This is a genomic window from Pseudomonas sp. LPH60, from assembly GCF_030718165.1.
GTDB lineage: Bacteria > Pseudomonadota > Gammaproteobacteria > Pseudomonadales > Pseudomonadaceae > Aquipseudomonas > Aquipseudomonas danubii.
This window is the reverse complement of the sequence record NZ_JAVAJH010000005.1, coordinates 56835-74270: the sequence shown is the minus strand read 5'-3', so window position 1 is coordinate 74270 and position 17436 is coordinate 56835. Positions and strand designations below refer to the sequence as shown.

General features: G+C 64.3%; 18 protein-coding genes. 7 read left to right on the top strand and 11 right to left on the bottom strand.

All coding sequences use genetic code 11. From position 1 onward, the window contains the following. Positions 1-7 precede the first annotated feature (7 nt). Positions 8-1618, top strand: a complete 1611-nt coding sequence (locus Q8O96_RS18870; RefSeq protein ID WP_305949221.1) for an arylsulfatase — start codon at positions 8-10, stop codon at positions 1616-1618. A 60-nt stretch (positions 1619-1678) separates the two neighbouring features. On the opposite strand, the gene Q8O96_RS18865 is transcribed toward Q8O96_RS18870, so the two are convergent. Both Q8O96_RS18865 and Q8O96_RS18860 read right to left on the bottom strand, forming a co-directional pair. Beyond that, positions 1679-2104 (bottom strand): hypothetical protein, encoded by a 426-nt coding sequence (locus tag Q8O96_RS18865; protein WP_305949220.1) that lies wholly within the window; start codon positions 2102-2104, stop codon positions 1679-1681. A gap of 117 nt (positions 2105-2221) precedes the next feature. Then, positions 2222-3295, bottom strand: coding sequence for a fatty acid desaturase (locus tag Q8O96_RS18860; protein WP_305949219.1), 1074 nt, complete (start codon positions 3293-3295; stop codon positions 2222-2224). Positions 3296-3394: 99 nt separating this feature from the next. On the opposite strand from Q8O96_RS18860, the gene Q8O96_RS18855 reads away from it, so the two are divergent. The 3 genes from Q8O96_RS18855 to Q8O96_RS18845 all read left to right on the top strand — a co-directional run bounded on the left by Q8O96_RS18855 (position 3395) and on the right by Q8O96_RS18845 (position 6031). Next, positions 3395-4399, top strand: coding sequence for an AraC family transcriptional regulator (locus Q8O96_RS18855; protein WP_207166874.1), 1005 nt, complete (start codon positions 3395-3397; stop codon positions 4397-4399). Between the two features lie 170 nt (positions 4400-4569). Next, a complete protein-coding gene (locus tag Q8O96_RS18850) occupies positions 4570-4818 on the top strand; it encodes a helix-turn-helix domain-containing protein (RefSeq protein ID WP_102862594.1) in 249 nt (82 codons plus the stop codon). After that, the gene (locus Q8O96_RS18845; protein WP_305949218.1) at positions 4811-6031 is read left to right on the top strand and encodes a type II toxin-antitoxin system HipA family toxin; all 1221 of its coding nucleotides are present in this window, start codon (positions 4811-4813) and stop codon (positions 6029-6031) included. The genes Q8O96_RS18850 and Q8O96_RS18845 overlap by 8 nt, the downstream gene beginning before the upstream one ends. Positions 6032-6042: 11 nt before the next feature. On the opposite strand, the gene Q8O96_RS18840 is transcribed toward Q8O96_RS18845, so the two are convergent. Together Q8O96_RS18840 and Q8O96_RS18835 are read right to left on the bottom strand one after the other, a co-directional pair. Further along, a complete protein-coding gene (locus Q8O96_RS18840) occupies positions 6043-7431 on the bottom strand; it encodes a heavy metal sensor histidine kinase (protein ID WP_305949217.1) in 1389 nt (462 codons plus the stop codon). Beyond that, a complete protein-coding gene (locus Q8O96_RS18835) occupies positions 7418-8098 on the bottom strand; it encodes a heavy metal response regulator transcription factor (protein ID WP_102862591.1) in 681 nt (226 codons plus the stop codon). Before Q8O96_RS18835 ends, Q8O96_RS18840 begins: the two co-directional genes overlap by 14 nt. Before the next feature lie 135 nt (positions 8099-8233). Here Q8O96_RS18835 and Q8O96_RS18830 point away from each other — a divergent pair, with 135 nt between their 5' ends. Both Q8O96_RS18830 and uraH read left to right on the top strand, forming a co-directional pair. After that, positions 8234-8722, top strand: a complete 489-nt coding sequence (locus Q8O96_RS18830) for a heme-binding protein (RefSeq protein ID WP_305949216.1) — start codon at positions 8234-8236, stop codon at positions 8720-8722. A gap of 98 nt (positions 8723-8820) precedes the next feature. Then, entirely contained in the window at positions 8821-9231 is a 411-nt protein-coding gene (gene uraH / locus Q8O96_RS18825; RefSeq protein ID WP_102862589.1) for a hydroxyisourate hydrolase, read from the top strand. A gap of 55 nt (positions 9232-9286) precedes the next feature. Here uraH and Q8O96_RS18820 read toward each other — a convergent pair whose 3' ends face one another. Beyond that, entirely contained in the window at positions 9287-9973 is a 687-nt protein-coding gene (locus Q8O96_RS18820) for a Crp/Fnr family transcriptional regulator (protein WP_305949215.1), read from the bottom strand. A 102-nt stretch (positions 9974-10075) separates the two neighbouring features. Here Q8O96_RS18820 and Q8O96_RS18815 point away from each other — a divergent pair, with 102 nt between their 5' ends. Continuing rightward, on the top strand, positions 10076-10600 hold the full coding sequence (locus tag Q8O96_RS18815) for a DUF962 domain-containing protein (protein ID WP_102862587.1): 525 nt from the start codon (positions 10076-10078) through the stop codon (positions 10598-10600). A 108-nt stretch (positions 10601-10708) separates the two neighbouring features. Here the strand turns inward: Q8O96_RS18815 and Q8O96_RS18810 are convergent, their stop codons facing one another. From Q8O96_RS18810 to dibA, 6 genes are all read right to left on the bottom strand, one after another. Further along, positions 10709-11698, bottom strand: a complete 990-nt coding sequence (locus Q8O96_RS18810; RefSeq protein WP_102862586.1) for a sulfate/molybdate ABC transporter ATP-binding protein — start codon at positions 11696-11698, stop codon at positions 10709-10711. A 3-nt stretch (positions 11699-11701) separates the two neighbouring features. Continuing rightward, the gene (gene cysW, locus Q8O96_RS18805; RefSeq protein WP_016968484.1) at positions 11702-12571 is read right to left on the bottom strand and encodes a sulfate ABC transporter permease subunit CysW; all 870 of its coding nucleotides are present in this window, start codon (positions 12569-12571) and stop codon (positions 11702-11704) included. A gap of 13 nt (positions 12572-12584) precedes the next feature. Beyond that, entirely contained in the window at positions 12585-13403 is an 819-nt protein-coding gene (gene cysT, locus Q8O96_RS18800) for a sulfate ABC transporter permease subunit CysT (protein ID WP_305949214.1), read from the bottom strand. Between the two features lie 149 nt (positions 13404-13552). Next, a complete protein-coding gene (locus Q8O96_RS18795) occupies positions 13553-14563 on the bottom strand; it encodes a sulfate ABC transporter substrate-binding protein (RefSeq protein WP_102862584.1) in 1011 nt (336 codons plus the stop codon). Between the two features lie 172 nt (positions 14564-14735). Further along, a complete protein-coding gene (oscA, locus tag Q8O96_RS18790; RefSeq protein WP_022643503.1) occupies positions 14736-14918 on the bottom strand; it encodes a sulfur starvation response protein OscA in 183 nt (60 codons plus the stop codon). Positions 14919-15423: 505 nt separating this feature from the next. Further along, entirely contained in the window at positions 15424-17343 is a 1920-nt protein-coding gene (gene dibA / locus Q8O96_RS18785) for a phosphodiesterase DibA (RefSeq protein ID WP_102862583.1), read from the bottom strand. Between the last annotated feature and the right edge of the window lie 93 nt (positions 17344-17436).

Sequence of the window (17436 nt, the reverse complement as noted above, 5' to 3'; positions counted from 1 at the left end):
TGCCGCGATGCCGCAACGCCCCAACTTTCTAGTGATCCTGGCCGATGACCTGGGCTTCTCCGACCTCGGCGCCTTCGGTGGCGAGATCGCCACGCCGAACCTCGACGCCCTGGCCTTCAACGGCCTGCGCCTGACCGATTTCCACACCGCCCCGACCTGCTCGCCGACCCGCTCCATGCTGCTCACCGGCACCGACCATCACATCGCCGGGATCGGCACCATGGCCGAAGCCCTGACCCCCGAACTGATCGGCAAGCCGGGCTACGAGGGTTACCTCAATGATCGCGTGGTGGCCCTGCCGGAGCTGCTGCGCGAAGCCGGCTACCAGACCCTGATGAGCGGCAAGTGGCACCTGGGGCTGACCGCCGAACGCGCGCCCCATGCCCGGGGCTTCGAGCGTTCGTTCTCGCTGCTGCCGGGGGCGGCCAATCACTACGGCTTCGAGCCCACCTACGATGAGCACACCCCCGGGCTGCTGAAATCCACTCCGGCGCTGTACATCGAGGACGACCGTTTCATCGATGAACTGCCGGCGGATTTCTATTCCTCCGACGCCTTCGGCGACAAGCTTTTGCAATACCTGAAGGAGCGCGACCAGAGCCGGCCGTTCTTCGCCTACCTGCCGTTCTCGGCGCCCCACTGGCCGCTGCAGGCCCCCGAGGAGATTGTCGCTAAGTACCGCGGCCGCTATGACGCCGGCCCCGAGGTGCTGCGCCGCGAGCGCCTGGAAAAACTCAAGGCCCTGGGCCTGATCGATGCCGCGATAGAGCCCCATCCGCTGATCAACCTGAACGCCGAGTGGGATGCCCTCAGCGAAGAGCAGCGGCAGGTTTCGGCGCGGGCCATGGAGGTGTATGCAGCGATGGTCGAGCGCATGGACTGGAACATCGGCCGGGTGGTGGATTACCTGCGCCAGCAGGGGCAACTGGACAACACCCTGATCCTGTTCATGTCCGACAACGGCGCCGAGGGCGCGCTGCTGGAGGCCTTTCCCAAGTTCGGCCCGGAGCTTTTGACCTACCTCAACCAGCACTACGACAACCGCCTGGAGAACATCGGCCGGGCCAACTCCTACGTCTGGTACGGCCCGGCCTGGGCCCAGGCGGCCACCGCGCCGTCGCGGCTGTTCAAGGCCTTCACCACCCAGGGCGGAATTCGCGTGCCGGCGCTGCTGCATTACCCGCAACTGCCGCTCAAGGGGCAGGTCAGCCACGGCTTCGGCACGGTGATGGACATCACCCCGACCCTGCTCGACCTGGCCGGCGTGCGCCACCCCGGCAAGCGCTGGCGCGGGCGCGACGTGGCGCCGCTGCGGGGCAAGTCCTGGCTGGGCTTTCTCTCCGGCGAAACCGCCCAGGTGCATGACCAGCACACGGTGACCGGCTGGGAGCTGTTCGGCCGCCGGGCGATTCGCCAGGGCCAGTGGAAGGCGGTGTACATCCCCGGGCCGGTGGGCCCGGCGACCTGGCAGTTGTATGACCTGGGCCAGGACCCGGGGGAGATTCACGACCTGGCCCAGAGCCAACCGGACAAACTGCGCACGCTGCTGGAGGAATGGCAGCGCTATGTGGATGAAACCGGGGTGATCCTCAGCGAATCGCCGTTCCAGCCGGATTGAGCTTGTAGGAGCTGGCTACAAACCGGACCGTGCAAGAGCGGGCCTGTGTCGGCGCTGGCCTCAGCCTCGGGTGATGCGGCAGGCCGGGGTTGTTGGCAGTTCCTTGACCACAACGTAATGCCCCGCCCGGTTTTTCTCGACCCGCAACGGCGAAGCGGCCAGGTAGCTACCGTGCAGGTTCTGGTCGACAAAACAGATGGTGATGCCCTGGCTCCCCCGCTCCATCACCCTGACGCTGTAGACCCAGCTTTGTTCTTCGTCCGTCGCGTTGTAGGTGCCCTCGGCGCCTGCATCCTTCTCGTAGATCCGATAGGGCGTCTGGCCCAGCGTGGTGCCGTCCGGGTAGTGCCGCGGCCTCAAGGAATTGCGAAAACCGTTCACTTCCAGATGCTTCAAGATACTCAGCGCCAGCGCCTCGTCGCGGCCTTCCACCACCGAGTCGGCCAGCGACACGCTGCCCACACTCATCAAGGCAACGGCGATCAATCGCCTTACCGCACTGTCGTTGCCCCTTCGCGGATTCCGGGCGTTTCCCGGCGCCGCGTGACCTTGGCTTAACGTCATCGATCCTTGGATATTTAACCAGAAAGACAGTCCGCCCCCTCAAACCCGGGCGTTACGCGCAGGTTGCGTCGCCACCTGCTCCACGGGATGAAAGCGGTTGGCCCGGGCAAAGGTGCCGAAATCGTTGAAGCGCACGCCCATCTCGGCCATCACCTTGTGTGCGACCGGCGCCGTCAGCTGGCGGATGTAGAAGGGTTCCTTGACCACGAAATGGTGGATGCCGTGGGTGCTGCCGAAGTTGCAGCAGAAGGCCTGCAGCGGCCACATCCACCAGGGGTTGAGCACCTGGGTCTGCTGGATCACGTTGCCCGGTTCGATATCGCCGTAGTAGTGCATGTTGGAGCTGACGAAGTGCAGGCAGAAGGTGCGCAGCACGTTGGGACCGATGATCACCACCACGGCGATATCGATGCCGTGCATCAGCGCCAGGGTGTCCGGTGACCACTGGATCGGGCTGCCGAGCCACGCGGCGACGCCATTGGCCCCATGAAAACCGAGGAACAGGTACCAGGCGCCCCAGTGCAGCAGGGCCAGCGGCGCGTACACCGCCAGGGTACGGCTGAGGATGCGCAGCTTGTGCTTGGCCCCCGGCGCCCGCAGCAGGCGGATGAAGGCCGCCATCATGTTGTCCCCCACCATCAGCAGGCGGGCGATGCCCCAGGGTTCGCCGTTGGTGATGGCGCGCTCTTCGATATCGCTCTCGCTGCCGGACACCTTGTGGTGATTGAGGTGCAGGTGGCGCCGCACCCAGGGGTTGATGGTGCTCGGCCGCGCCAGCCAGACCAGCGCCAGCATCAGGTTGTGGGGCAGGCGCTGCTTGCGAAAGTACATGCTGTGGATCAGGTCGTGTTCCAGCTCGTGGGTCAGGGACGCGAAGAACGCGTTGAGCAGCAGGCACGCCCACCAAGTCAGGTAGCCACCGACATAGAGCGCCGCTGACCCCAGCATCCCGGACAGGGCAAATAGCAAAATCCCTGCGCCCAGGGCGTCCTGGTGCCGCAGCAAGGGAAAGCGCCGGCGCAGTTCATCGCCCCGGGCCAGGACCACCTGGCGAATGTGCGCCGCTCGCTGTTGTGCGTTCATCCGCTCGGGGCTTGCGCAAATACCTTGCATGATTCCATTCTCTGGTCAGTGATGTGTGCATCCTGCCCCGAGCCCCGGCTCCGGGCGCTAGCCGTAAACGCCAACCTGTTGACCGGACGCGCCAATCGCATGACCGAAGCCACTTCCCTTGCCAGCTGGACCCGCGCCTTGCGCAAGCAACTGGACGCCCTCGACCTCGACAGCGGCGCGCTGTGCCGCGAGGCCGGACTCGACCCGCAATTGATGGACGACCCCAACGCCCGCTACCCGCTGTCGGCCACCACCCGCCTGTGGCATCTCGCCGTGCAGGCCAGCGGCGACCCGGCCATTGGCCTGCGGGTGTCGCGCTTTGTCAGCCCCACCACCTTCCATGCCCTGGGCTACGCCCTGGTGGCCAGCGGCAGCCTGCGGGAAGTCTTCGAGCGCATCGTGCGTTATCACCAGGTGGTCAGCGACGCCCTGGAGCTGGCCCTGACCCGGGAAGCGGACCGCTACCGGTTCTTCCTCAAGGTGCCCGAAGGCTCGCCGCAACCGGCCTTCGAGGCCATCGACGCCTTTGCCGCGATCTACGTGCGCACCTGCCGCAACCGCCTGGGTCGCGATTACGCGCCACTCGCCGTGCAACTGCGGCGCCCCGCCCCGGAAGACCCCAGCCAATGGCACAAGGTGTTTCGTTGCCCGGTGCAATTTGCCGCGGCCGACGACTGCCTGGAATTCGGCCTGCACGATTTCGACAGCCACCTGGACGACGCCAACCCGGAACTGGCCGAGCACAACGAAGCGGTGCTCAAGCGCACCCTGTTGCAACTGCGGCCGCTGACCTGGGAGCGCAAGGTGCGCGGCGTGATCGAGGCCCAATTGCCGGAAGGCGAACCCTCCGCGGAACGCGTCGCCCAGGCCCTGCACCTGAGCCTGCGCAGCCTGCAACGGCACCTGGCGGATGAAGGCACGCGCTTCGACACCCTGCTCAACGAATGCCGGGAGAACCTCGCCCTGCTGCACCTGCGGGACCTGGAATGCTCCCTGAGCGAAATCAGCTACCTGCTGGGCTTTGCCGATGCCAGCAGCTTCAGCCGGGCGTTCAAGCGCTGGACCGGGATGACCCCGGGGCAATTTCGCGACGGTTTGCGTTGAGCCCCTGCGCCGGCCAGCCGGTTCCTACAGGTGCAGCGACGGGTGCAACCTCCACCAGTAAAAAAACCCGCGAAAAAGACTCTGCCGATCTACACTGCACAATGCATCAAATAGGATGCATTAAATAATTTTTAGTAAAAATGCATTGCATACAATGCGGAATAAATCCCATGGAAAGCCTTGGACAACTGATCCGGACCCTGCGCAAAGAGCGCAAGCTCTCGCAGCAGGCACTGGCAGCACAATACGGCATGAGCCGCGCCACCATCTCGGGGATTGAAAACAACACCATTACCGAAATCGGCTTGCGCAAGGTCGAAGCCATTCTCAATGGTTTTGGCTACGAGCTCAGCGCCGTGCCCCGCCCCCGGCAACGCCCGACCCTGGACAGCCTGAAACAGGCGCATTTCCATGACTGAGGAACAGCGGCTGCACATCCGTGTGGCCGGCATGGCGGTGGGCACTCTCGGCCGTGGCCAGGCGCAGGCGGACTCGGTTTTTACCTACAGCGACAACACCTCGCCCCGCGACGCGGTCTCGCTGACCATGCCGCCACGCCTGGCGAGCTATGGCTGGGATCGAGGCCTGCCACCGGTGTTCGATATGCACCTGCCGGAAGGTTCGCTGCGTGATGAACTGCTGCGCCGTTTCAGCAAGGCGGTGCGCGGTTTCGACGACTTCGCTCTGCTATCGATCGTGGGGCCGCACCAACTGGGTCGGGTGGCCATCAGCACAACGCAATCACCCCAGGCGCCCCTGCCGGAAACCAGCCTGAAGGACCTGTTGGTGCATGACGGTGCCGAGGGACTGTTCGAGGATCTATTGGCGACCTATGGCCAGTATTCAGGCGTTTCCGGGGTGCAGCCCAAAGTCCTGATCCGCGACAGCAGCAACAGCGTCGAACGCCTGACCCATCGCGGCGCCACTCATTTGGTGAAGGCTTTCCGCGCAGATCAATACCCCCACCTGGCCGCCAACGAATTCTTCTGCATGCGTGCGGCGCTGCATGCAGGCCTGCCGGTGCCGGAGATCGAACTCAGCCAGAATGGCCAGTTCCTGGTGGTCAAACGTTTCGACCTGAGCGCCCAGGGCTACCTGGGTTTCGAGGATTTCTGCGTGCTCAACGCCTGGCCGGCGAAAGCCAAGTACGACGGCTCCTACGAAGGCGCGGCGAAACAGATCAAGGCCTTTGTCTCCCCACACCTACTGAACCGGGCCCTGGAGTCATTCTTCAAGATCGTGGCGTTGTCGGCCGGACTGAGAAATGGCGATGCCCATCTGAAGAACTTCGGCGTGCTGTACCCCGATACGGATGTGGAAGCCCCCGTCAGCCTGGCACCGGCCTTTGATCTGGTGACCACGTCGGTCTACATCAAGGCGGACAGCCTGGCGCTATTGCTGGGAGGCTCCAAGGCCTGGCCCAAACGCCAGGCGCTGCTGCGCTTCGCCCGCACGGCCTGCAACCTCAGCGAAGGCCGCAGCCATGAACTGTTGCAACAGGTCGAGCACGGCATGGCGCAGGCGATGGGCGAGATGCAGGTCTATAGCGCGGCCCATCCCACCTTCAAGGGCATGGCCGAGGCCATGAGCGAGGCCTGGAAAACCGGTGTGGCGCGCAGCCTGACCCGTTGATCCGGTCACCGTTAAAGAACCGCAAAACCCAGTTCGAACACCGTGGCCTGGGCATCACTGGTCACCCGCACCTGACCGCCATGCAGCAGCATGATCGAGCGCACGATGGCCAGGCCCAGGCCGCCGGAATCCCCCGGTTCGGCGCGGGAGGGGTCAACCCGGTAGAAGCGGTCGAACAACCGAGGCAGATGCTCAGGGGCAATCGCCGGGCCCTGGTTGTGCACCTGCAGCCAGCACCAGCCCGCTTCGTCGCGGCGCCGCAGGCGGATCAGCGAATCCGCGTCGGCGTGGCGCACGGCGTTGGCCAGGAGGTTGCCGAGGGCCCTTTGCAGCAGTTGCTGATCGGCCAGCAGCTCGCCGTAAAAACCGTTCTCCAGACGGATTTGCCGGTCATCGGCCAGGGCTTCGAAGTAGTCGCACAACTGCGCGCCGACGCCCGAGAGTGACAGCAGCTGGCGGTCCAGCGCCGCATCGGCCTGCTCGGCCCGGGCCAGGAACAGCAGGTTCTCGGCCATGCGTCCCAGGCGCTCGAACTCCTCCATGTTGGAGGCCAGCACTTCCTGGTACTCCGCGGCGCTACGCGGCTGGTTCAGGGCAAGGCCGTTGCTGCCCAACAGGTTGTGCAACGGCGTGCGGATTTCATGGGCCAGGTCGGCGGAGAACTGCGACAAGCGCTGAAAGCTCTCTTCCAGGCGCGCCAGCATGGCGTTCAAGGCTTGCACCGGCTCGTGGAATTCGGCGGGAATGCCGGTGGTCTGCAGGCGCCGGTCGAGGCTGCGCAGATCGATCTCGCGCACCGACTCGCTGAGCTGGCGCAGCGGCAGCAAGCCCCGACGCAGTAACAGCAAGCCCAGGGCGAAGGCCAGCAAGGCCCCCAGGCCTACCGCCAGGTACAGGCGCAGGCGGTAGCTGGCGAGCATCTGCTCGCGCTCGCTGAGCACCTTCCCGGCAATCACCGTCAGGGCCTCGCCCTTGGGGCCGCTGGCCTGTCCCGCCAGCAGGGCCAGCGGAATCTGGTCGCTGCCCGGCCAGAGGAGGATGTCGCGGCGTTGCGGGCGCTGCTCACGGGCAATCGGCAGCAACTCGGGCAAGCGCTGTTGCCGGGGGTTGATGCCGATCACTGTCGAGCCATCGGCCCGCAGCACCAGCAACAGGCTTTCCTGGTTGCCCAGCATGTTCTGGTACAGCCGGGGCCGGGCTTGCAGGGCGTCCAGGCTGTCGCTGTCCTGCAGCAGGGCGCGCACCTGTTCCAGACGTCCCAACAGGGCAAGGTCGTCGCGGTAGGCGATTTCCTCGGCCAGGGAGCGGTAGAGGAACACCCCGATCACGCTGAGCACCAGGGCGCAGACCGCGGCAAAGGCCAGGGCCAGCCGCCAGGCGATGGAACTAGAGCGCTTCATCCGGGGCTTCCAGCTGGTAGCCGACGCCACGCACGGTGTGGATCAGCTTGGGCATGTAGGGATCGTCGACCTTGGCCCGCAACCGGCGCACCGCCACTTCCACCATGTTGGTGTCGCTGTCGAAATTCAGGTTCCACACCTGGGAGGCAATCAGGGTCCGCGACAGCACTTCGCCCTGACGGCTGGCCAACAGGTGCAACAGGGCGAACTCCTTGTTGGTCAGGGCGATGCGCTGGCCACCGCGGCTGACCCGACGGCGCAGCACGTCGATCTCCAGGTCAGCGATGCTGAAGGATTCAGCCTCGCGCAGCGGCCCGCGGCGCAGCAGGGTGCGGACCCGGGCCAGCAGTTCGGCGAAGGCAAAGGGCTTGAGCAGGTAGTCGTCGGCGCCCAGCTCCAGGCCACGAACCCGGTCTTCGATGGCGTCCTTGGCGGTGAGGAACAGCACCGGGGTGGCGCCGCGCTGGCGGATCAACTGCAGCAACTGCCAACCGTTGAGGCCGGGGAGCATCACGTCGAGGATGATCAGGTCGTATTCCTGCTGCTCGATGAAATGGCGCCCGTCCAGGCCGTTCAGGGCCACGTCCACGGCGAATCCGGACTCTCCCAGCCCCTTGGCCAGAAAATTCGCGGTCTTGGCTTCGTCTTCAACTACCAGCAAACGCATGGTGCACCTCGGAAATGATCGGCACAGGCTAGGCGCCCGACGCGCGCTTGCCCATTACAAACTTGTAATCCAACTGACGAGGTTCTGACGAGCACCGCTGGGTAAGGTGGCGGCCTGTCTTTCAGGAGCCTTCCCATGATCTGCAAAACCCTCGTTCTAAGCGTTGGTCTTGGCCTTGCCGGCACTGCCCTGGCGGCCCCGGAGCTTGCGCGTCACGCAGAGCTGGACCTGGCCACCGCCCGTCAGCTGGCCGACGCCAGCCTGGCCCAATGCACCGCCGTGGTGTCGGTGCTGGACCGTGGCGGCAACCTGTTGGTGACCCTGCGCGCCGATGGCGTAGGTCCGCACAACACCCTCGCCAGCCAGCGCAAGGCGTATACCGCGCTGTCCACCAAGACCCCTACCCGGCTGTTCGCCGAGCGGGCGCGCAACAACCCCGAGGCGGCCAACCTCAACACCTTGCCGGAGCTGCTGTTGCTCGGCGGCGGCATTCCCTTGTTTGCCGACAACCAGCTGGTGGGCGCGATGGGCATTGCCGGTGCGGGCGGCGCGGCGCAGGACGAGGCGTGCGCGTTACAGGCGGCACAGCGGGTGGGGTTGGCGGCCGAGACCGGACGTCAGTGAACGGGAGAGCCGCGCCCGCGTTGTGCTAATGCGCAGCCTCGCGGGCTCGGCAGCGGCTACAGAGTCTGTTGTTTGTTCAATCGAGAAAGGAGTGGGACATGAATATTTTGCGTAATAGCCTGGCGGCCATCGGCCTCTGCGGTCTGTCGAGCCTGGCCCTGGCGGCGGGCAATCCCTTGAGCGTGCATGTGCTGAACCTGGAGAACGGCCTGCCCTCGCCAGGAGTCAAGGTGACCCTGGAGCAGCATGTGGGCCAGGACTGGAAAGCCCTGTCCAGCGGCGTGACCAACGAGCAGGGGCGGATCAGTGAGCTGTTTCCCGCTGGCCAGGCGCTGACGGCGGGTGAATACCGGGTGGTGTTCAAGACCGGCGAATACTTCAAGCAGGCCAAGCGTGACACCTTCTTCCCGGAGATTCCGGTGATCTTCGAGGTCAAGCAGACCGAGCAGCACTACCACATTCCGTTGTTGCTCAGTCCATATGGCTTCTCGACCTATCGCGGTTCGTAGGAACCCGCTGCTGACGAGGGCGGTCTTACGGGCTCCTTCGCTGGCAAGCCAGCGCCTACAGGCCGGCCAGGGCGCGCAGGCGCTCGGTGTCGAGGATTTCGATCTCGCCGTAGCTCAAGCGCAGGATGCCCTGGTGCTGCAGGTCCTTGAGGATCTGGTTAGTGGTCTGGCGCGACAGCGAGAGCATCAGCGCCAGTTGCTCCTGGGGCAGTTGCAGCAGGCTGCGACTTTGGCTGACTTCGCCGTAGCCGCCGGCCATCGCCAGCAGGCGACTGGCCACCCGCGCCGGCGCCGGCATCAGGCTCAGTTGTTCCAGGTTGATGAAGGCCAGGCGCAGTTTGTGGCTCATCAACAGCGCGAACTGGCGCCAGTACTGCGGCTGTTGCTCCAACAGTTGCAGCAGGTTCGACTGCGGCACCTGAAGCAGGGTGCAGGCACCCTCGGCGTAGGCATCGTGGGTGCGCGGCTGGCCGTCGAACAGGCTGATCTCGCCAAACCAGTGCGGCGCTTGCATGAGGCTGAGCAAGGCTTCCTTGCCCTGCTCGCTGACGGCTCCCACCCGCACCGTCCCTTCCAGCACCGCGTACAAGCCGCAGGGCGGATCGCCGCGCAGAAACAGGCATTGCCCCGGCGCCAAGCGGCGCAGGCGGGCACCGCCGAGCAAACTATTCTGTAAGGAATCCGGCAGGTGGCTGAACCACTGGCCGGTCATCAGGCAGTCACGCCACTGCTGCATGTCCATGAACAGGTTTTTTCCTCAAGGCATCGGCGTGATTGTCGCCTAGCTGACAGTGCCGTGATCGGCGGCCGGGCATGATCGGGCCACCCTAACGGAGGAACAACAATGAAAAGCCTCGTTGATCATCTGAGTCAATACGCCGCCTACCACCGCGACCCGCGCAATATCGCCAGCCACTTTATCGGCATTCCCATGATCGTTCTGGCGGTGGCGGTGCTGCTGTCCCGTCCCGCCTGGCCGCTGGCGGGCATCGTGCTGTCGCCGGCCGTGCTGCTGGCCCTGGCCTCGGCGCTGTTCTACCTGCGCCTGGAGTTGCGCCTGGGCGTGTTGATGAGTGTGCTGATGGGGCTCTCGGTGTGGGCCGGTCAGGTACTGGCGGCGCAAAGCACCGGACTCTGGTTGAGCTGCGGCCTGGGCCTGTTCGTGATCGGTTGGGTGATCCAGTTCATCGGCCATTACTACGAAGGCCGCAAGCCGGCCTTTGTCGATGATCTGTCGGGCTTGATCGTCGGCCCGCTGTTCGTGGTGGCCGAACTGGCGTTCCTGCTGGGACTGCGCCATGACTTGAAACAGGCCATCGAGCAGCGTTCGGGCCCGGTGGCCCTGCGTCAGAAGAAAGCCATGGTTTGAAGCACCCGGCGGCAAGCCGCCCCGGGGCCCGCACGCAAACGAAAAAGCCCCCGGACCGGGCGAAGGTCCGAGGGCTGTTCGGGTCGGCAGGCGTGCGCCTGCACCGCCCTAGAGGCTGCTGTGCTTCTGCCAGACCTTGGGCTTGAAGAACAGCGTCTCGCCACGGGCCAGGCCGATCAGGCTGTCGTGGTCTTTCACCACTTCGGCCTCGATCAGTTCGCTCTGGCCTTCGACCTTGAGGGTGACCCGGGTGGTGGCGCCCAGGGGACGGATGTCGCGCACTTCGGCGGCGTGATGGTCTTCCAGTTCCGAACGCGACAGCGACACTTCGTGGGGACGGAACAGCACGTGGTTGTCCTCCCCCAGGTGCAGGCGGTTGGAGTCACCCAGGAAGTGGTAGACGAAGTCGCTGGCCGGGTTCTCGTAGACGTCCCCCGGGGAGCCGATCTGTTCGATCACACCCTTGTTCATCACCACGATGCGGTCGGCCACTTCCATGGCTTCTTCCTGGTCGTGGGTAACGAACACCGAAGTCAGGTTGATGTCTTCGTGCAGCCGCGCCAGCCAGCGCCGCAGCTCCTTGCGCACCTTGGCGTCGAGGGCGCCGAAGGGCTCGTCCAGCAGCAGCACCTTGGGCTCCACCGCCAGGGCGCGGGCCAGGGCGATACGCTGGCGCTGGCCGCCGGACAGCTGCTCCGGGTAGCGGTCGGCGAGCCAGTCCAGCTGCACCATGTTCAGCAGCTCATGGACCTTCTCGGCGATCTTGCTCTCGCTGGGACGCTGGTGCTTGGGCTTCATGCGCAGGCCGAAGGCGACGTTGTCGAACACGCTCATGTGGCGGAACAGGGCGTAGTGCTGGAACACGAAACCGACGTTGCGATCGCGCACGTCGTGGCCGGAAACGTCCTCGCCGTGGAACACGATGCTGCCGTCGTCCGGCGTTTCCAGGCCGGCGATGATCCGCAGCAGGGTGGTCTTGCCGCAGCCGGACGGGCCCAGCAGGGCCACCAGCTCGCCGCTGTGGATATCCAGGTTGATGCTGTTGAGGGCCTTGAAGGCGTTGAAGTTCTTGCTGACGTTACGGACTTCGATCGACATGACTTATTCCTCCGCGGCGCTGGCGCGCAGGCGGTTGATTCGGGATTCGCTCCACTGCTTGAGCAGCAGGATGAACAACGCAAGGATCAGCAACAGGCTGGCGACGGCAAACGCGGCCACGTGGTTGTACTCGTTGTAGAGGATTTCCACGTGCAGCGGCAGGGTGTTGGTGACCCCGCGAATGTGCCCGGACACCACCGACACCGCGCCGAATTCGCCCATGGCCCGGGCGGTACAGAGCACCACGCCATAGATCAGGCCCCATTTGATGTTGGGCACGGTGACGTGCCAGAACATCTGCCAGCCGTTGGCCCCCAGCAACCTGGCGGCCTCCTCTTCCTGGGTGCCCTGCTCCTGCATCAGCGGAATCAGCTCCCGGGCGACGAAGGGCACGGTGACGAAGATGGTCGCCAGGACGATGCCCGGCAAGGCGAAGACGATCTGGATGTCGTGATCCGAAAGCCACGGGCCGAACAGGCCCTGGGCGCCGAACATCAGCACATAGACCAGGCCGGCGATCACCGGCGACACCGAGAACGGCAGGTCGATCAGGGTCACCAGGATGCTCTTGCCACGGAACGAGTACTTGCTCACGCACCAGGCGGCGCTAACCCCGAACACCAGGTTCAGGGGCACCGAGATCAGCACCGCGATCACCGTGAGTTTCAGCGCCGACAAGGCATCGGGCTCGAAGATCGCTTCAAAGAACGCACCGATGCCCAGCTTCAGGCCCTGGGACACCACGATGAACAGCGGCAGCAGCAGGAACAGGGCGAAGATCAGCCAGCCCAGGCCAATCAGCACCCGCCGCGAGGTGGCGCTGCCACGGCGGGCGGCGTTGGCCGACGAGGCGGCGATAGACGATTGAGACATGGATCGCGCCTCCTTATGGACGTTCGATGCGCCGCTGCAGCAGGTTGATCAGCAGCAACAGGACAAAGGAAACCACCAGCATCAATACGCCGATGGAGGTGGCGCCGGTGTAATCGTACTGGTCGAGCTTGACCATGATCAGCAGCGGCAGGATCTCGGTCTTCATCGGCATGTTGCCGGCGATGAAGATCACCGAACCGTACTCGCCGACGCCCCGGGCGAAGGCCAGGGCAAAGCCGGTGAGCCAGGCCGGCAGCAACGCCGGCACCAGGATATGGCGGAACACCTGCCAGGGCTTGGCGCCAAGGCAGGCGGCGGCCTCTTCCACCTCTCGGGGGATGTCCGCCAGCACCGGCTGCACCGTGCGCACCACAAATGGCAGGGTGACGAAGGTCAGCGCCAGGGTGATACCCAGGGGCGTGTAGGCGATCTTGAAGCCCAGGTCGGTGGCGAACTGTCCCACCAGGCCGGTGGGCGCGTAGAGCGCGGTCAGGGCAATGCCGGCCACGGCGGTGGGCAGGGCGAACGGCAGGTCGATCATGGCATCGATGACCTTGCGCCCGGGGAAGCTGTAGCGCACCAGGACCCAGGCCAGCAGGGTGCCGATGACGCCGTTGATCATGGCCGCATAGAGCGCGGTACCGAAGCTCAGCTTGAGCGCGGCGAGCACCCGTGGCGCCGAAATGATCGCCCAGAACTGTTCCCAGGTGAGTTGCGCGGCATGCACGAACATCGCCGCCAGGGGGATGAGCACAATCAGGCTGAGGTACACCAAGGTGTAGCCCAGCGTCAGCCCGAAGCCGGGTATGACGGGGGAGATACGACGCGACATAAAAGTCCTTGGTTAACGGAGCGGATACGCAAAGCCCGCAACTGAATGCGGGCTCTACCTGGTAGGAGCCGGCTTGCCGGCCAAGGGGCCTGCAGCCTGGTGTGGCCCTTGAGGGCGCCTTCGCTGGCAAGCCAACTCCTACAACAGGTTTACTGGGCCGTGTAGATCTGGTCGAACACACCACCGTCGTTGAAGAATTTCGGTTGGGCAGTCTTCCAGCCGCCGAAGTCCTTGTCGATAGTCACCAGGTCAAGTTTGGGGAACTGCTGGGCGTATTTGGCGGCGACGTCCTTGTCCCGCGGGCGGTAGAAGTTCTTCGCGGCAATTTCCTGGCCGGCCGGGCTGTACAGGTGCTTGAGGTAGGCCTCGGCGATCTCGGTGTTGCCTTTCTTCTCGGCGTTCTTGTCCACCACCGCCACTGGCGGCTCGGCAAGGATTGACAGCGAAGGCACGACGATGTCGAACTTGTCGGCGCCGCCGTCTTCCTTGAGGGCCAGGAAGGCTTCGTTTTCCCAGGCCAGCAACACGTCGCCCTGACCGTTGTTGACAAAGGTGATGGTCGAGCCGCGGGCGCCGGTGTCCAGCACCGGTACGTGCTTGAACAGCTCCTTGACGTATTCCTGGGCACGGGCCTCACTACCGCCGGCCTTCAGGCCATAGGCCCAGGCAGCGAGGAAGTTCCAGCGCGCGCCGCCGGAGGTTTTCGGGTTGGGGGTGATCACCGAGACGTCTTTCTTGATCAGGTCGCCCCAGTCCTTGATGCCCTTGGGATTGCCCTTGCGCACCAGGAACACGATGGTCGAAGTGTAGGGCGTGCTGGCGTCGGGCAGGCGTTTTTGCCAGTCCGCCGGCAGGGTCTTGCCGAGCTTGGCGATTTCGTCGATGTCACCGGCCAGGGCCAGGGTCACCACGTCGGCGCGCAGGCCGTCGATCACCGCCCGGCCCTGTTTGCCGGAACCACCGTGGGACTGCTGGATCTTCACGTTGTCGCCGGGATGCGATTGCTTCCAGAAGCTTGTGAACTCGGCGTTGTAGTCCTGGTACAGCTCGCGGGTCGGGTCGTAGGACACGTTGAGCAGCTCGTAATCCTTGGCAACGGCGGAACCGGCAAAAACGGCGCTGGCGAGGGCGGCCAGGGCATAACGGCGAATCGACGACATGATGGAGCTCCCGAATTTTTTTAAAGTGCTGGCATTTTTCTTATGGCGAATCAGGCCCGCATTCGTGGGCGAATGCTGGGGTTCAGACTGGGGGTCATGGATGACGCCCTCCGGTTGTCCAGTCGGGCCTCTCGATCACGAGAGGGTGATGCGGTCTTCGACTGCGCTGCAGTCAGCTGGGTTTGTTGCCGGGCTGTTGCAGGCGGAATTTTTCCTTGCGTTCGATCTGCACGACCTGGGCGTTGTGCACGGTGATTTCCACCGCGCCAAAGCGCAGGTCGCGCAGGGCGCTTTGAATTTCCCGCAAGATGGTTGCTTCGTCCTGGCCGTCAACGCTACGTAGAGATGCGCTCATGGTGCTGCTCCTGAGTGAAAGGTGCCTGGCAGTGGCGGCACTGCTTGCGGCGTGGGAGCAATAGTAGATAGGCGCGGATATTCTTAAAAATACTGTTTAAGAATGTTTATATAACCAGAAAAATTATTCGACCTGACAGCAGCTTAGCCCCCTGTAGCCGCTGCCGAGCCTGCGAGGCTGCGACAAGGCCGTCAGGCCTTCAGCGGTCTACAACATTTGCGCCCGCGTTGCGGTCGTTCGCAGCTTCGCAGGCTCAGCAGCGGCTACAAGGGTTGGTGGAGGCCGTTTGGTCGGCGCGCCCGTCCGGGCTGGGCCTGGGAACTCCCCTGGCCATGGCGCATTCGATCCTGTAGCCGCTGCCGAGCTTTCGCGAGGCTGCGACAAGGCCCGCAGGGCCTTGCCTGGCGATCCATAGAGGACCCCTTGACGTCCTGACATCGCCGCAACCGCTGTGTCGGAGTGGCGCCCAGCTCGTTCGCAGCCTGCGGCAGCGGCTACAGGGGTATCAACGGATGGCGGGGGCATTGCTCCAGTCGAGCTGCTCTGCCGGCACCGGCCGGCCGAACCAGTAGCCCTGGCCCAGGTCACAGTCGTGTTCGAGCAGGAACCGCGCCTGCTCCGCTTGCTCGATACCCTCGGCGTGAACCTGCATGCCCATGCTCTGGGCCAGGGCGATGATCACCCGAGAGATCGCCGCATCGTCTTCATCGAACGGCAGGCCGGCGACAAAACCCTGGTCGATCTTGAGCTTCTGTACCGGCAGGCGCTTGAGGCGCAGCAAGGACGAGTAGCCGGTACCGAAGTCATCGATGGCCAGGCGAATGCCCAGTTCACGCAGACGGTGCATCTGCTCCAGCGCCACCTCGGGATCGTCCATGACCGCGCTTTCGGTGACCTCCAGTTCCAGGTAGGCCGGGTCCAGGCCGGTGTCGTGCAGCACCTGGGCCACCTGCTGATAGAGCTCGCTGCGCGCGAACAGACGGGTCGATACGTTCACCGCGACAAACGACAGCACCACACCTTCAGCCTGCCATTGGCACATCTGCCGGCAGGCCTGCTGCATGACCCAGGCGTCGATCTCGGCAATCATCCCGGTGCGTTCGGCAATCGGAATGAACTCCGCCGGGGACACCAGGCCGCGTTGCGGATGCTCCCAACGCACCAGGGCCTCGACGCCGATCAGGCGACTGTTCTTGAGATCGTGCACCGGCTGGTAGTAGACCCGCAGTTCCTGCTGCTCCAGGGCCCGGCGCAGTTCGAAGGCAATCTCCACCCGTTGCTGGGCATGGGCGGTGAGTTCCTCGGTGTACAGGGCATAGCCGTTGCGCCCGGCGCTCTTGGCCTTGAACAGCGCCGCATCGGCGTTGCGCAGCAACTGGCTGGCGCTCAGGGCGTCACTGGGGAACAGACTGATGCCGATGCTGGCGTTGATCACCACCTGCTGTTCACCCAGCTGGAAGGGCTCCTTGAGGCCGTCGATGATGCGCTGCGCCAGGGCCGCGGCCTGCACCAGTTGCGGGCAGCTTTCGGCCAGCACTGCGAACTCGTCGCCTCCCAGACGCGCCAGGGTCATGCCCGGGCCGAACATGCCTCCCAGGCGCTCGCCCACGGCCTTGAGCAACTGGTCGCCGACGTTGTGACCGAGGCTGTCGTTGATCATCTTGAAATGATCCAGGTCGATCATCAGCATCGCGCAGCCGCGCTTGTGGATCTGCGCCGAGGCCAGGGCCTGTTCGGCACGATCGGTGAACAGCAGGCGGTTGGGCAGGTCGGTCAAGGGGTCGTGGTGGGCCAGGTGGGCCAGTTCGTGCTCGGAATCCTTGATCGCACTGATGTCGGAGAACACCGCGACATAGTGGGTGAGCTCGCCCTGCTCATCGCGGATCGCGCGAATGCTCTGCCATTGCGGGTAGATCTCGCCGCTCTTGCGTCGATTCCAGATTTCGCCGCTCCATTCGCCGGTTTTCTGCAGCGAGTCGAACATCGCCTTGTAGAAGTCCGGCGAATGGTGGCCGGACTTGAACAGGCTCGGCTGGCGACCCAGCACTTCTTCGCGCTGGTAGCCGGTGATCTCGATGAAGGCGCGATTGACGTGGACGATCTGGCCCTGGGTATCGCTGACCAGCACGCCCTCGCGGGTGCAGTCGAACACTGCCGCCGCCTGGCGCAGGCGCTCGCGATCCTTCTGCTGATGGCGCAACCAGCGGTCGGCGCCCATGACTCGCAACAGGCGGGCCCGGGCAAAGAAGATCAGCACCGCGCTGACCAGTGCCCAGGCGTAGCCACTGACCTCGTGCCAGTAGGCCTGATCGGCAAATTCATCGAAGAAACTGCTCAGTAAATAACCACTGAACTGCAGCCAGATCAGGGACAGCAGCAGATAGAGCAGCGCGGCACGCAAGCCATTGCGATAAGAAACCGACATAAGTCCGTCTATTTCCACACGAAAAGTTCGGGATTATAGAGGAAGAAACATGCCGCCACTCTTATCTGAAAGGGCGACTGGTTTTCTCCGCGG

Coding starts and splice junctions, on each gene's coding strand:
- oscA (WP_022643503.1), bottom strand. CDS start 14,918: ATGAGCGCATCTCTACGTAGCGTTGACGGCCAGGACGAAGCAACCATC.
- Q8O96_RS18860 (WP_305949219.1), bottom strand. CDS start 3,295: ATGCAAGGTATTTGCGCAAGCCCCGAGCGGATGAACGCACAACAGCGA.
- Q8O96_RS18815 (WP_102862587.1), top strand. CDS start 10,076: ATGAAAAGCCTCGTTGATCATCTGAGTCAATACGCCGCCTACCACCGC.
- Q8O96_RS18830 (WP_305949216.1), top strand. CDS start 8,234: ATGATCTGCAAAACCCTCGTTCTAAGCGTTGGTCTTGGCCTTGCCGGC.
- Q8O96_RS18845 (WP_305949218.1), top strand. CDS start 4,811: ATGACTGAGGAACAGCGGCTGCACATCCGTGTGGCCGGCATGGCGGTG.
- Q8O96_RS18835 (WP_102862591.1), bottom strand. CDS start 8,098: ATGCGTTTGCTGGTAGTTGAAGACGAAGCCAAGACCGCGAATTTTCTG.
- Q8O96_RS18850 (WP_102862594.1), top strand. CDS start 4,570: ATGGAAAGCCTTGGACAACTGATCCGGACCCTGCGCAAAGAGCGCAAG.
- Q8O96_RS18840 (WP_305949217.1), bottom strand. CDS start 7,431: ATGAAGCGCTCTAGTTCCATCGCCTGGCGGCTGGCCCTGGCCTTTGCC.
- uraH (WP_102862589.1), top strand. CDS start 8,821: ATGAATATTTTGCGTAATAGCCTGGCGGCCATCGGCCTCTGCGGTCTG.
- Q8O96_RS18870 (WP_305949221.1), top strand. CDS start 8: ATGCCGCAACGCCCCAACTTTCTAGTGATCCTGGCCGATGACCTGGGC.
- dibA (WP_102862583.1), bottom strand. CDS start 17,343: ATGTCGGTTTCTTATCGCAATGGCTTGCGTGCCGCGCTGCTCTATCTG.
- Q8O96_RS18795 (WP_102862584.1), bottom strand. CDS start 14,563: ATGTCGTCGATTCGCCGTTATGCCCTGGCCGCCCTCGCCAGCGCCGTT.
- Q8O96_RS18855 (WP_207166874.1), top strand. CDS start 3,395: ATGACCGAAGCCACTTCCCTTGCCAGCTGGACCCGCGCCTTGCGCAAG.
- Q8O96_RS18810 (WP_102862586.1), bottom strand. CDS start 11,698: ATGTCGATCGAAGTCCGTAACGTCAGCAAGAACTTCAACGCCTTCAAG.
- cysW (WP_016968484.1), bottom strand. CDS start 12,571: ATGTCTCAATCGTCTATCGCCGCCTCGTCGGCCAACGCCGCCCGCCGT.
- Q8O96_RS18820 (WP_305949215.1), bottom strand. CDS start 9,973: ATGGACATGCAGCAGTGGCGTGACTGCCTGATGACCGGCCAGTGGTTC.
- cysT (WP_305949214.1), bottom strand. CDS start 13,403: ATGTCGCGTCGTATCTCCCCCGTCATACCCGGCTTCGGGCTGACGCTG.